The sequence below is a fragment of the Streptomyces mexicanus genome (genome assembly GCF_902506575.1).
GTDB lineage: Bacteria > Actinomycetota > Actinomycetes > Streptomycetales > Streptomycetaceae > Streptomyces > Streptomyces mexicanus.
Map to the genome: position 1 here is coordinate 2,989,103 of NZ_LR732544.1, position 13,225 is coordinate 3,002,327.

Genomic DNA, 13,225 nt, shown 5'->3' on the forward strand with positions numbered 1-13,225 from the left:
GACTTCGACCTGCGCCGCGGGGAGGTGCACGTCCTGCTCGGCGAGAACGGAGCGGGCAAGAGCACCCTGATCAAGATGCTCTCCGGTGCCTACACCCCCGACGCCGGGCGGATCCTGGTCGGCGGCGAGGAGGTGCGCATCCAGGGCGCCCAGGATTCCGAGCGGCTCGGGATCGCCACGATCTACCAGGAGTTCAACCTGGTGCCCGATCTGACGGTCGCCGAGAACATCTTCCTGGGACGGCAGCCGCGCCGCCTGGGCATGATCGACCGGAAGAAGATGGAGGCCGACGCGGCCGAACTCCTCGCCCGGGTCGGGGTGAACGTCTCGCCGCGGGCGCGGGTGCGCGACCTGGGCATCGCCCGGCTGCAGATGGTGGAGATCGCCAAGGCGCTCAGCCTGGACGCCCGCGTGCTGATCATGGACGAGCCGACCGCCGTGCTGACCTCCGAGGAGGTCGAGAAGCTGTTCGCGATCGTGCGGGCGCTGCGCGCGGACGGCGTCGGAATCGTTTTCATCACCCACCATCTGGAGGAGATCGCCGCGCTCGGTGACCGGGTGACCGTCATCCGGGACGGCCGCAGCGTCGGCCAGGTGCCCGCCTCCACGCCCGAGGACGAACTGGTCCGCCTGATGGTGGGGCGGTCGATCGAGCAGCAGTATCCGCGGGAGCGGCCCGGCGGCGACGGCGGGGAGCAGGCGCCCGTGCTGCTCAGTGTCGAAGGGCTCACCCGGGACGGGGTGTTCCACGACATCAGCTTCCAGGTGCGGGCCGGTGAGGTCGTCGGCATCGCGGGGCTGGTGGGCGCCGGCCGTACGGAGGTCGTGCGGGCCGTGTTCGGCGCCGACCCCTACGACCGGGGTGCCGTGAAGGTCGCGGGCGAGGAGCTCAAGCGGCACGACGTGGGCGCCGCCATGGCCGCCGGGATCGGGTTGGTGCCCGAGGACCGCAAGGGGCAGGGGCTGGTCCTGGACGCCTCGGTGGAGGAGAACCTCGGGCTGGTGACCCTGCGGTCCACCTCCCGGGCCGGGCTCGTCGACCTCAAGGGGCAGCACCGGGCGGCCGAGCGGATCGCCGGGCAGCTGGGGGTGCGGATGGCGGGCCTCGGCCAGCACGTGCGCACGCTGTCCGGCGGCAACCAGCAGAAGGTCGTCATCGGCAAGTGGCTGCTGGCGAACACCAAGGTCCTCATCCTCGACGAGCCGACGCGGGGCATCGACGTCGGCGCGAAGGTCGAGATCTACCAGCTGATCAACGAACTGACGGCCGCCGGTGCCGCCGTCCTGATGATCTCCAGCGATCTGCCCGAGGTGCTCGGCATGAGCGACCGGGTGCTGGTGATGGCCCAGGGCCGGATCGCGGGCGAACTGTCCGCCGACGAGGCCACCCAGGACGCGGTCATGTCCCTCGCCGTCAGCACTCCTACTACCGAACTGGAGGCCTCCCGTGGCCACTGACACGCTCAAGAGCGGGGCGGGCGCGGGTGCCGCCTCGGGCGGCCTGCGCCGGCTGCTGCTCGACAACGGCGCGCTGACCGCGCTGATCGTCCTGGTCATCGCCCTGTCGGCGCTGTCCGGTGACTTCCTGACGACGGACAACCTGCTCAACATCGGCGTCCAGGCGGCGGTGACCGCCATCCTCGCCTTCGGTGTCACCTTCGTCATCGTCTCGGCGGGCATCGACCTGTCGGTGGGGTCGGTGGCGGCGCTGTCGGCGACCGTGCTGGCCTGGAGCGCCACCGCGCACGGCGTGCCGGTGCTGCTCGCGGTGGTCCTGGCGGTCGCCACGGGCATCGCGGCCGGCCTGGTCAACGGTTTCCTCATCTCCTACGGCAAGCTGCCGCCGTTCATCGCGACGCTGGCGATGCTGTCGGTGGGCCGCGGCCTGTCCCTGGTGATCTCGCAGGGCTCCCCGATCGCGCTGCCGGACTCCGTCTCGCACCTGGGCGACACGCTCGGCGGCTGGCTGCCGGTGCCCGTGCTGGTGATGGTCGTCATGGGCCTGATCACGGCGTTCGTGCTGGCGCGGACGTACATCGGCCGTTCGATGTACGCGATCGGCGGCAACGAGGAGGCCGCCCGGCTGTCGGGTCTGAAGGTCAAGAAGCAGAAGCTCGCCATCTACGCGCTGTCGGGGCTGTTCGCCGCGGCCGCGGGCATCGTGCTCGCCGCCCGGCTGTCCTCGGCGCAGCCGCAGGCCGCCAACGGCTACGAGCTGGACGCGATCGCCGCGGTCGTCATCGGCGGCGCCTCGCTGGCGGGCGGCACCGGCAAGGCGTCGGGCACGCTGATCGGCGCGCTGATCCTGGCGGTGCTCAGGAACGGCCTCAACCTCCTCTCGGTCTCCGCGTTCTGGCAGCAGGTCGTCATCGGTGTCGTGATCGCGCTGGCGGTGCTGCTGGACACCGTGCGCCGCAAGGCCGGGGCGACTCCGGCGGCCGCGGGCACGGGCAGCGGCGGCGGCAAGGGCCGGCAGGCGGCGACGTACGGGCTCGCGGCCGTGGTCACCGTGGCGCTGGTGGCGGCGACGTCCCTGCTGCACACCGGGTCCGGTTCCAGCACGCCGAAGATGGGTCTGTCGCTGTCCACGCTGAACAACCCGTTCTTCGTGCAGATCAAGTCGGGTGCGCAGGCCGAGGCGAAGAAGCTCGGCGTCGACCTGACGGTCACCGACGCTCAGAACGACGCCTCGCAGCAGGCCAACCAGCTGCAGAACTTCACCAGTTCGAACCTGGGCGCGATCATCGTCAACCCGGTGGACTCCGATGCCGCGAGCAACTCCGTGAAGGCCGCCGACCAGGCGAAGATCCCGGTGATCGCCGTGGACCGCGGCGTCAACAAGGCGGCGATCGACGCGCTGGTCGCCTCCGACAACGTGGCGGGCGGCGAGCTGGCCGCCAAGACCCTGGCCGAGAAGCTGGGCGGCAAGGGCCGGATCGTGATCCTGCAGGGGCAGGCGGGCACCTCCGCGGCCCGTGAGCGCGCGGCCGGCTTCGCCCAGGGCCTCAAGGCGTACCCGGGGATCCAGGTGCTGGCCCAGCAGCCCGCGGACTTCGACCGCACCAAGGGCCTGGACGTGATGTCGAACCTGCTGCAGGCCCACCCGGACGTGCAGGGCGTGCTGGCCGCCAACGACGAGATGGCGCTCGGCGCGGTCAAGGCGCTCGGTTCCAAGGCCGGCAAGTCGGTGCAGGTCGTCGGTTTCGACGGCACCCCGGACGGCCTGACCGCCGTCAAGAAGGGCACGCTGTACGCCTCCGTGGCGCAGCAGCCGACCCAGCTGGGCCGGATCGCCGTGGACAACGCGCTGCGGGCGGTCCAGGGCAAGAAGGTCGAGCAGGCGGTGAAGGTGCCGGTCAAGGTGGTAACGAAGGAGAACGTGGCCGGGTTCAGCGGCTGACCGGTGTCCCGCCCGCTGCCCGCCCGCCCGCTGTTGAGGAGACACATGTACGACTACGACCTGCTGGTCGTGGGGTCGGCCAACGCCGACCTGGTGATCGGCGTCGAGCGGCGGCCCGCGGCCGGCGAGACGGTGCTCGGCTCCGACCTCGCCGTCCACCCGGGCGGCAAGGGCGCCAACCAGGCGGTGGCCGCCGCCCGTCTGGGCGCCCGTACGGCCCTGCTGGCCCGGGTCGGCGACGACGCGCACGGCCGGCTGCTGCTCGACGCGCAGCGGGCGGCCGGCGTGGACACCACCGGTGTGCTGGTCGGTGGTGCGCCGACCGGGGTGGCGCTGATCACGGTGGATCCGTCCGGGGACAACAGCATCGTGGTCTCGCCCGGCGCCAACGCCCGCCTCACTCCCGAGGACGTCCGGGCGGCAGCCGGTCTCGTCGCCGCCTCCCGGGTGGTCTCCGCGCAGTTGGAGGTCCCGTTGGAGACCGTGGCGGAGGCGGTGCGGCACCTGGCGCCCGGCAGCCGGTTCGTGCTGAACCCCTCCCCGCCGCGTCCGCTGCCGCAGGAGCTGCTGGAGGCCTGCGATCCGCTGATCGTCAACGAGCACGAGGCGAAGGTCATCCTGGGCGGCGCGGAGGCGGGCGGAACCCCGGAGGACTGGGCGCGGGCCCTGCTGGCGCGCGGTCCGCGCTCGGTGGTGGTCACCCTGGGCGCCGAGGGCGCGCTGGTGGCGTCGGCCGAGGGCCTGGCCCGGGTGCCGTCGGTCAAGGTGGACGCCGTGGACACCACCGGAGCCGGTGACGCGTTCGCCGCGGCGCTGGCCTGGCGGCTCGGCGCGGGCGCGGACCTGGCCGAGGCGGCGGCCTACGCGGCCCGGGTGGGTGCGGCGGCCGTGACCAAGCCGGGTGCGCAGGAGTCCTACCCGACGGCGCAGGAGGTCGAGCGGCTGTGCTGTGCTGTCCCGGGGGGCGACCCCCGGACCCCCGGCAAGGGCGCGGGCAGCGCATCCGACGGATCGACGCCAGGAGGATCCCGGTGAAGAAGGCGGGCATCCTCAACCGGCACCTGTGCGGCGCGCTGGCCGAGCTGGGGCACACCGACGAGGTGCTGGTGTGCGACGCGGGCATGCCGATCCCGGACGGGCCGCGCGTGGTGGACCTGGCGTTCCGCGCGGGGGTGCCGTCGTTCGCGGAGGTGCTGGACGGGCTGCTGGCCGAGCTGGTGGTCGAGGGCGCGACGGCGGCGAGCGAGGTGCGCGAGGCCAATCCGCGGGCCGCCGCGCTGCTGGAGGGGCACTTCCCCGGCCTGGCCCTCGTCCCCCACGAGCGCCTGAAGGAGCTGTCCCGCGGCGCGCGCCTGGTGGTGCGCACCGGGGAGGCCCGGCCGTACGCGAACGTGCTGCTGCGGTGCGGGGTGTTCTTCTAGCCGGAGGCCTCGACGCGTCCTCCCGGACGGTCGCCGGGAGGACGCGTCGCGTGCTCGACCTGCCGGGCCGAGGAGGACCGGAGGTCAGGGACGGCGCTGCTGTGCGGGCGTGCGCGGGGCCCGGATGCCGTCGATGATGCGGGTCCAGTTGTCCTTCCCGTGGCCGTCGGCGATCGCACGGTGGTAGTGCGCCTGGACGGCGCGCGGGAGCGCGAGGTCGATCCCGAGGGTTTCGGTGGTGCCGACGATGTGGTCGGCCGTGGCGCCCATCATGGTCACCGTGCTCAGGTGACCCGGATGCTCACCGGCGTCGATCTGCGCGCCGACGTTCTCACCGGCTTCGAGCATGGCCGGGATGCCGGCCAGTGTCGGCATCAGCTCCGACACCGCCTGCGTCGCGGTGATTCCGGCCGAGCCCAGCAGCGCGGTGGCGTGCATGAGCGCCGACAGGGTCGTCAGGAACACGTCGAGGTGCGCCTGGTACATCAACTGCGCCAGCCCGGGGTCCTCGCCGAGACGGCGGGGCGTACCGACGCGGCTCAGTACCGGGCGGTGCGCCTCGAACGCCTCGGGCGGGCCGCTGTAGTACACGAAGGACGCCTCGGTGCCCACCATCGGTGCGGGCACCATCACGCCGCCGGTCACGAACCGCGCCCCGTGCCCGGCCGCCCAGGCCGCGGCCTCGCGGGCGCGGCCCGGGGTGTCCGAGCTGAGATTGACCAGGGTGCGGCCGGCCAGGGCCGTGGTCGCGCCGTCCAGAACGTCGTACATCGCCTGGTAGTCGGTGAGGCTGAGGATCACCAGCTCACTCGCCGCGACCGCGTCGGCGGGCGAGGCGGCCAGGGTGGCGCCCTCGGCCACGACGCCGTCGGCGCGGGCGGCGGTCCGGTTCCAGACGGTGACCGGGTGGCCGGCGGCGAGCAGCGTACGGGCCATGGCCCGGCCCATCGGGCCGAGGCCGAGGAGGGTGACGGGCGTGGCGCTCATGCGGCATCCCCCTCGCCGGAGCCAGCCGCGGAACCGACGAGGCGCAGGCTCTCGTAGATCCTCGTGAATCCCTCCGCGCCGTGACCCGCGGCGATCTGCCGGCTGATCAGCGCCTGGACGGCGGCGATCGGTGCGGGATCGACGCCCTGCTCCTCGCTGGCGCGCACGAGGTGCGACAGATCGGAGAAGTCCAGGCTCTGCAGGCCCGGGCCGGTGTGGTCGCCGCCGTCGACGACCTTCGCGTAACCGGCGAGTCCGTGGGTCATGGCGGACAGGAACGGAGCCTGCCGGGCGGCGAATTCGGACGCGCTCATCCCCATGGTGGCGACCATCGCCGCGCCGTGGAAGAAGCCCGTGAACATCTGGTACATCCCCGACAGCATGGCCAGGTCCAGCAGCGCCGCCCGGCCGGCGTCCTCGCCGTGGAACTCGCTCGTGGCCCAGATCTCCAGGGTCGGCAGGAGGATGTCGTACGCCGCCCGCGAGCCGCTGTAGAAGATCTGGCCCTCGCGGGAGCGGATCATGTCGGGTACGGCCATGATGGCGCCGTCGAGGTGGTCGGCGCCGTGCCCGGCCGCCCAGACGGCGAGGTCGCGGGACTCGTTCGGTGTCGTGGTCGTGAGATTGACGAGGGTGCGGCCGCGCAGTTCGCCGGCGACCGGGGCGAGGGTCTCCTGGATCGAGGGGTAGCGGAGCAGGCAGGTGACGACCACGGGGCTCGCCGTCACGGCCTCGCGGACCGAGCCCGCGGCACGGGCGCCGCGGGCCACTGATTGCGCGGCGCGGCCGGGGGTTCGGTTCCAGACGGTCACGGAACGGCCGGCGTCGAGCAGCGCGGTCGCCAGCGCGCTTCCCATCGCTCCGAGGCCGAGGACGGTGACGTCGGTCGACCGGGCCGGATTTCTTGTCGGTTCGGACATGACGACCATGCTGCGGAACGCTGTATCGTCGCGGAAGTACCCACTGTTTACTGCGGTACTTACCTTTTGGTAAGTGAGGAGCGTCCATGGCGAAGGCACCCCGCAACGGCCCCTACATCTGCGGCATCGACGCCGCACTCGACGTGGTCAGCGGCAAGTGGAAGGGCCTCGTCCTGTGGGAGCTGCACACCCACGGCGTTCGGCGCTTCGCCGAACTGCGCCGCGCGTTGCCGGGTGTGAGCGAGAAGATGCTGACGCAGCATCTGCGCCAGATGGAGGAGGACGGCCTCGTCCACCGCAGGGTCTACGCGGAAGTGCCGCCGCGAGTGGAGTACTCGCTGACCGAGTCGGGCGCGGCGCTCAACGACGCACTGCGACCGCTCGGCGAGTGGGGGCGCGACCGGATCCGCCGAGAGCGCCTCGACGTCGTCGCGGCTCCCGAGAGCTCGGTGCCGGCGCCCTCCTGACCACGAGGGTCGGCGCGCCCGGTCACGGACGTACCTCGGGAGGGACCGGCGCCGGCCGGTCCCTCCCGTCTTCCCCTCCCCTGCCCCCCGGAGCATCGGAACTCCTCATGATCCCCCCCGGGTCCCCACCCAGGAGTTCCGATGACAGGTACGACACGTCGGGCGCGGGAAGGGTTGCACGGTCCTCCGGAATTTCTCCAGGAGAATTTTCCGGCAGGCTTTCGGAACCCGCCGGTGAGGCATGCGGGGATGTTCCGGCAGCTTGGCGGTGATGTCGGGGAATGCGGGGAATGCGGGAATTCTCGGTGAGGCTTTCCGTGGTCGTCAGCGGCCGGCGGGGCCGGCCGCCTCGACGGCCTGCGCCACGACCTCTCGCAACGCCTCCCGGGTCCAGCTCTGTCGCCCGCCGGCGAGCCGGGCCACGACGCGGCCCACCCACTCCGGGTCGGCGAGGGCGCGCAGTGCGCCCTCGTCGCCGAGGTACCGCAGCAGCCAGTCCAACCGGACGGCGTCCACGGCCCGGTACGGATGCGTGTGGCGGTCGAAGCGCAGCACCCGGTCCTCGTACGGGTCGCGCAGCGTCATGTGCAGCCAGCCGCGGGAGCCGCTGGTCACCGTTCCGCGCGGGGTGTACCAGCCTCGGCTGTTGGTGTTCCAGGAGGAGCGGCCCCAGGAGATCCGGATGCCGGTCATGATCCTGGCCCACGGGATCAGTTCGCCCTCGGTGTCCGGACCGTGCTGGTACAGCCCGTCCGGGCGCAGCTCCACCCAGTGGCAGCCCGGCCGTGTGGCGTCCCCGATCCCCCAGCGGCCGTCGATCGCCGCCAACGGCCCCAGCGACGTGTTCTGCTGCGTCATACGGTCATTTGACCACGTGTTCGGTGAACCGCCGCGCCGTTTCGGCCAGCACCTCCTTGCCGTCCCGCGCCCACAACTCCTCGTTGAACACCTCGACTTCGATGGGGCCGGTGTAGCCGGCCGCGTCCACGTACGCCGTCCACTGCCGCATGTCGACCGCGCCGTCGCCGATCTGGCCGCGGCCGTTGAGGACGCCGGCCGGCAGCGGGGTGATCCAGTCGGCGAGCTGGAAGGTGGCGATCCGGCCGCCCGCGCCCGCCCGGGCGATCTGCTCGGGCGCCCGGTCGTCCCACCAGAGGTGGTAGGTGTCCACGGTGACGCCGACCTGCTCGGCGGGGAAGCGTTCGGCGAGGTCGAGGGCCTGGGTGAGGGTGGAGACCACGCAGCGGTCGGCGGCGAACATCGGGTGCAGCGGCTCGATGGCCAGGCGTACGCCGCGTTCGGCCGCGTAGGGGCCGAGGACGGCCAGGGCGTCGGCGATGCGTTCGCGGGCGCCGTGCAGGTCGTTGCTGCCGTGCGGCAGTCCGCCGCAGACCAGCACCAGCGTGTCGGTGCCGAGCGTGGCGGCCTCGTCGATGGCGGCGTGGTTGTCGCCCAGCGCCTCGGCCCGCTCGACGGGGTCGATGGCCGTGAGGAAGCCGCCCCGGCACAGGGTGGTGACGGTCAGGCCCGCGTCCCGCACGAGCTTGGCGGCGGCCTCCACGCCGTACCTCTGCACCGGTTCACGCCACAGGCCGACACCGCCGACACCCAGTTCCCGGCAGGCGTCCACCAGTTCCGGCAGCGACAGCTGCTTGACGGTCATCTGGTTGATGGAGAAGCGGGACAGCGGGTCGTTCATCGGTTCACTCCGTACAGCGCGAGCAGGGTCCTCATCCGTTCCTCGGCCAGCTTCGGGTCCGGGAACAGGCCCAGGGTGTCGGCCAGTTCGTAGGCGCGGGCCAGGTGCGGCAGGGAGCGGGCCGACTGCAGGCCGCCGACCATCGCGAAGTGCGACTGGTGGCCGGCCAGCCAGGCCAGGAACACCACGCCCGTCTTGTAGAAGCGGGTGGGGGCCTGGAAGAGGTGGCGGGCGAGTGCGACGCTCGGGTCGAGCAGGGCGCGGAAGCCTGCCGTGTCCGCGGTGTCCAGGACCCGTACCGCCTCGGCGGCCAGCGGGCCGAGCGGGTCGAAGATGCCGAGCAGGGCGTGGCTGAAGCCCTGCTCGTCGCCGGCGATCAGCTCGGGGTAGTGGAAGTCGTCGCCGGTGTAGCAGCGCACGCCGCGGGGCAGGCGGCGGCGCAGGGCGATCTCGCGCCCGGCGTCCAGCAGGGAGATCTTCACGCCGTCGACCTTGTCGGGGTGGGCGGCGATGACCTCCAGGAACACCTCCGTGGCCGCGTCCAGGTCCGAGGACCCCCAGTAGCCCTCCAGGGCCGGGTCGAACATGGGTCCGAGCCAGTGCAGGACGACCGGGTCGGTGGCCTGGCGCAGCAGGTGGCCGTAGACCTCCAGATAGTCCTCGGGGCCGGTGGCGGTGGCGGCCAGCGCCCGGGAGGCCATCAGGATCGCCTGGGCGCCCGCCTCCTCCACGACGGCGAGCTGCTCCTCGTAGGCGGCGCGGATCTCGGCCAGGGAGCCGCCGGTGAGCTGGTCGGTGCCGACGCCGCAGGCGATCCGCCCGCCCACCGCCCGGGCCTCGGCCGCGGACCGGCGGATCAGCTCGGCCGCGCCCGCCCAGTCCAGGCCCATGCCCCGTTGCGCGGTGTCCATGGCCTCGGCGACGCCCAGCCCGTGGCTCCACAGGTGGCGGCGGAAAGCCAGGGTGGCGTCCCAGTCGACGGCCGCCGGCGAGTCGGGGGAGACATCGGCGTACGGGTCGGCGACGACGTGCGCGGCGGAGAAGACCGTGCGGGAGGTGAAGGGCGTGCCCGGCGACAGGCGCAGGGGGTCGGTGCGCGGCTCGTAGGGCCGCAGGGTTCCGTCCGCGTCCGGCAGGTGGAGGGTCACAGCGCGATCTCCGGTACGTCGATGCGGCGGCCCTCGGCGGAGGACTTCAGGCCCAGCTCGGCGAGCTGGACGCCGCGGGCGCCGGCGAGCAGGTCCCAGTGGTAGGGGGTGTCGGCGTACACGTGCTTGAGGAACAGCTCCCACTGGGCCTTGAAGCCGTTGTCGAACTCGCCGTTGTCCGGGACCTCCTGCCACTGGTCGCGGAAGACCTCGGTGGCGGGGATGTCCGGGTTCCACACCGGCTTGGGGGTGGCCGAGCGGTGCTGGACGCGGCAGCGGCGCAGCCCGGCGACCGCGGAGCCCTCGGTGCCGTCGACCTGGAACTCCACCAGTTCGTCGCGGTGGACGCGCACCGCCCAGGAGGAGTTGATCTGGGCGATCGCGCCGCCTTCGAGCTCGAAGATGCCGTAGGCGGCGTCGTCGGCGGTGGCGTCGTAGGGCTTGCCGTTCTCGTCCCAGCGCTGCGGGATGTGGGTGGCGGTCAGGGCCTGCACGGAGGTGACCCGGCCGAACAGCTCGTGCAGCACGTACTCCCAGTGCGGGAACATGTCCACGACGATGCCGCCGCCGTCCTCGGCACGGTAGTTCCACGAGGGGCGCTGGGCGCTCTGCCAGTCGCCCTCGAAGACCCAGTAGCCGAACTCGCCGCGCACGGACAGGATCCGGCCGAAGAAGCCGCCGTCGATGAGCCGCTTCAGCTTCAGCAGCCCCGGCAGGAAGATCTTGTCCTGGACCACGCCGTGCTTGACGCCCGCGGCGTGCGCGCGCCGGGCCAGCTCCAGGGCGCCGTCCAGGCCGGTGGCGGTGGGCTTCTCGGTGTAGAGGTGCTTGCCGGCAGCGATCGCTTTCTTGATGGCCTCCTCGCGGGCCGAGGTGACCTGCGCGTCGAAGTAGATGTCGACGTCCGGGTCGGCGAGCACCGCGTCCAGGTCCGTCGACCAGCGCTCAAGGCCGTGGCGCTCGGCGAGCGCCCGCAGCGCGTGCTCGCGCCGGCCGACCAGGACGGGCTCGGGCCACAGCACGGTGCCGTCGCCGAGATCGAGTCCGCCCTGCTCGCGCAGGGCGAGGATCGAGCGGACCAGGTGCTGGCGGTAGCCCATGCGCCCGGTCACGCCGTTCATGGCGATCCGCACCGTCTTGCGTGTCACGTCAGTCCCTCCGTACGCCGTCGCGCGCCGCGCGGGCCTGGTGGTCTCACCGGAACCCCGGACAGCAAGCGCTTTCTACCGAGAGAGAAGCTAACCTCTCCGCAGGGGCGGCCACAAGAGCCCGCGCGAACCGTCTTGTTCGAGCAGGCGAACAAGCGGCCCCGGTGGCCGTAAGGTCTGCACGACACCCAGGCGTACGCCGGCGCAAGACACGCGGGCGTATACCGGCGACAGACATGCGGACGTACGCCACGGGAGACACGCGGGTCGACGCCACGGCAGACAGGCCGAGGCCCGCGGGAGGGACGACATGCGCGACCGGAGGACGACGAGATGACCGTGACCCTGGCGGACGTGGCGGCCCGCGCCCAGGTCTCGCCCGCGACGGTGTCGCGCGTGCTGAACGGCAACTATCCGGTGGCCGCCTCCACCCGGGAGCGGGTGCTCAAGGCCGTCGACGAGCTGGACTACGTCCTCAACGGCCCCGCGAGCGCGCTCGCCGCCGCCACCTCCGACCTGATCGGCATCCTCGTCAACGACATCGCCGACCCTTTCTTCGGGATCATGGCCGGCGCGATCCAGTCCGAGATCGGGGGCCCCGGGGGCCGGGCGGGCGGCGAACGGCTGGCGGTGGTCTGCAACACCGGCGGCTCCCCCGAGCGCGAACTGACCTACCTGACCCTGCTGCAGCGGCAGCGGGCCGCCGCCGTGGTGCTCACCGGCGGCGCCGTGGAGGAGGGACCCCACGCGGCGGCGATCGCCGCGAAGCTGCGCAAGCTGACGGACGCCGGCACCCAGGTGGTGCTGTGCGGGCGCCCGCCGGTCGCGGACACCGACGCCGTCGCGCTGGCCTTCGACAACCGCGGCGGCGCCCGGCAGCTGACGGCCCACCTGATCGGCCTCGGCCACCGCCGGCTCGGCTACATCGCCGGCCCCAAGGAGCGCACCACCACCCGCCACCGCCTGGAGGGCCACCGGCAGGCACTGGCGGCGGCCGGGATCGAGGACGACCCGGCCCTGACGGTCCACGGGCGCTACGACCGCCGCTCCGGCTACGAGGCCACGCTGGAGCTGCTGCGCCGCGAGCCGGGCCTGACGGCCGTCGTCGCCGCGAACGACTCCGTCGCGCTCGGCGCGTGCGCGGCCCTGCGCGAGTCGGGCCTGCGCATCCCGCAGGACGTCTCGGTGGCCGGCTTCGACGATCTGCCCTTCAGCGTGGACGCGGTGCCGGCGCTGACCACCGTCCGCCTCCCGCTGTCCGAGGCCGGCGCCCGCGCCGGCCGCATCGCCACCGGCCGCGAGGAACCACCGCCGGGCGGGCTCGCGACGGTGCGGGGGGAGCTGATGGTGCGGGGGTCCACGGGGGTGCCGCGGGGCTGAGGGTGCGACTTCTCCTTCGGATCACTCTCACGAGCGTGCGCTAGGTTGCCCGCCATGACCGGACTCGGACCCGTCGCCTGGCCGCCTGTCCCGATCAGGACCGAACGGCTCGTGCTCCGCGAGTCCGAGGCCGCGGACCGTGCGGCGTTCATCGAGCTGTTCGCGTCGCCGGAGGTGCGCACGTACCTCGGAGGCCCTCGACCGCGTGAGGAACTCGACCGCGCGGTGCCCGAGGTGCCCGGGCGGCGCCCCGGCCTGTTCGTGGTCGATCTCGACGGAGCGATGATCGGCACGGTCTCGCTGGATCGGCGCGATGCGGAGCGTCCGGGGCACATCCGTCCGGATGCCGGGGAGGCCGAACTCGGCTACATGTTCCTGCCCGAGGCGTGGGGACGCGGATACGCCGCCGAGGCCTGCGCAGCGGCACTCGGCTGGTTCGCCGACGCGATCCCCGGTGAGCCGGTGGTGCTGTGCACCCAGACCGCCAACGACCGCTCGCTGCGCCTCGCGGCGAAGCTGGGGTTCGCCGAGGTGGAGCGGTTCGAGGAGTTCGGCGCCGAGCAGTGGTTCGGCGTGTGGGCCTCGGCCACGCCGCCCGCTTGAGCCGGGACGCGACCGAGTACGGGCCGGCACGGGACGAGGTGCCTTCCCGAGT

At 72.7% G+C, this 13,225-nt stretch carries 13 protein-coding genes; 7 read left to right on the top strand and 6 right to left on the bottom strand.

Going from position 1 to position 13,225, the window contains the following annotated elements:
• The 4 genes from GV126_RS13360 to rbsD all read left to right on the top strand — a co-directional run.
• A partial coding sequence (locus GV126_RS13360) for a sugar ABC transporter ATP-binding protein (protein WP_159665996.1) occupies nucleotides 1–1,458 on the top strand: 1,458 nt, incomplete at its 5' end.
• On the top strand, nucleotides 1,448–3,400 hold the full coding sequence (locus tag GV126_RS13365) for an ABC transporter permease/substrate-binding protein (RefSeq protein WP_159666000.1): 1,953 nt from the start codon (nucleotides 1,448–1,450) through the stop codon (nucleotides 3,398–3,400). The genes GV126_RS13360 and GV126_RS13365, both read left to right, overlap by 11 nt.
• 45 nt (nucleotides 3,401–3,445) lie before the next feature.
• Nucleotides 3,446–4,435: a ribokinase gene (locus tag GV126_RS13370; RefSeq protein ID WP_159666002.1), complete on the top strand. Its 990-nt coding sequence runs from the start codon at nucleotides 3,446–3,448 to the stop codon at nucleotides 4,433–4,435.
• A complete protein-coding gene (gene rbsD / locus GV126_RS13375; RefSeq protein ID WP_159666005.1) occupies nucleotides 4,432–4,821 on the top strand; it encodes a D-ribose pyranase in 390 nt (129 codons plus the stop codon). Before GV126_RS13370 ends, rbsD begins: the two co-directional genes overlap by 4 nt.
• Before the next feature lie 84 nt (nucleotides 4,822–4,905).
• On the opposite strand, the gene GV126_RS13380 is transcribed toward rbsD, so the two are convergent.
• Nucleotides 4,906–5,808 (bottom strand): NAD(P)-dependent oxidoreductase, encoded by a 903-nt coding sequence (locus GV126_RS13380; RefSeq protein ID WP_159666008.1) that lies wholly within the window; start codon nucleotides 5,806–5,808, stop codon nucleotides 4,906–4,908.
• Complete coding sequence (locus GV126_RS13385) at nucleotides 5,805–6,728, bottom strand: NAD(P)-dependent oxidoreductase (protein ID WP_201299841.1); 924 nt, start codon at nucleotides 6,726–6,728, stop codon at nucleotides 5,805–5,807. Before GV126_RS13385 ends, GV126_RS13380 begins: the two co-directional genes overlap by 4 nt.
• An 86-nt stretch (nucleotides 6,729–6,814) precedes the next feature.
• Between GV126_RS13385 and GV126_RS13390 the strand changes: the two genes are divergently transcribed.
• Nucleotides 6,815–7,195 (top strand): winged helix-turn-helix transcriptional regulator, encoded by a 381-nt coding sequence (locus tag GV126_RS13390; RefSeq protein ID WP_159666014.1) that lies wholly within the window; start codon nucleotides 6,815–6,817, stop codon nucleotides 7,193–7,195.
• 324 nt (nucleotides 7,196–7,519) lie between these two features.
• Here the strand turns inward: GV126_RS13390 and GV126_RS13395 are convergent, their stop codons facing one another.
• From GV126_RS13395 to GV126_RS13410, 4 genes are read right to left on the bottom strand one after another with little or no spacing between them, the layout of a single operon-like run.
• A complete protein-coding gene (locus GV126_RS13395) occupies nucleotides 7,520–8,053 on the bottom strand; it encodes a hypothetical protein (RefSeq protein ID WP_185946668.1) in 534 nt (177 codons plus the stop codon).
• Between the two features lie 4 nt (nucleotides 8,054–8,057).
• A complete protein-coding gene (locus GV126_RS13400) occupies nucleotides 8,058–8,894 on the bottom strand; it encodes a sugar phosphate isomerase/epimerase family protein (RefSeq protein ID WP_159666017.1) in 837 nt (278 codons plus the stop codon).
• A complete protein-coding gene (locus tag GV126_RS13405) occupies nucleotides 8,891–10,042 on the bottom strand; it encodes a dihydrodipicolinate synthase family protein (protein ID WP_159666020.1) in 1,152 nt (383 codons plus the stop codon). Before GV126_RS13405 ends, GV126_RS13400 begins: the two co-directional genes overlap by 4 nt.
• Complete coding sequence (locus tag GV126_RS13410) at nucleotides 10,039–11,190, bottom strand: Gfo/Idh/MocA family protein (protein ID WP_159666023.1); 1,152 nt, start codon at nucleotides 11,188–11,190, stop codon at nucleotides 10,039–10,041. Before GV126_RS13410 ends, GV126_RS13405 begins: the two co-directional genes overlap by 4 nt.
• 333 nt (nucleotides 11,191–11,523) lie before the next feature.
• Between GV126_RS13410 and GV126_RS13415 the strand changes: the two genes are divergently transcribed.
• Together GV126_RS13415 and GV126_RS13420 are read left to right on the top strand one after the other, a co-directional pair.
• A complete protein-coding gene (locus GV126_RS13415; RefSeq protein ID WP_159666026.1) occupies nucleotides 11,524–12,570 on the top strand; it encodes a LacI family DNA-binding transcriptional regulator in 1,047 nt (348 codons plus the stop codon).
• Nucleotides 12,571–12,624: 54 nt separating this feature from the next.
• On the top strand, nucleotides 12,625–13,173 hold the full coding sequence (locus GV126_RS13420) for a GNAT family N-acetyltransferase (protein WP_159666029.1): 549 nt from the start codon (nucleotides 12,625–12,627) through the stop codon (nucleotides 13,171–13,173).
• The last annotated feature ends 52 nt before the right edge of the window (nucleotides 13,174–13,225 follow it).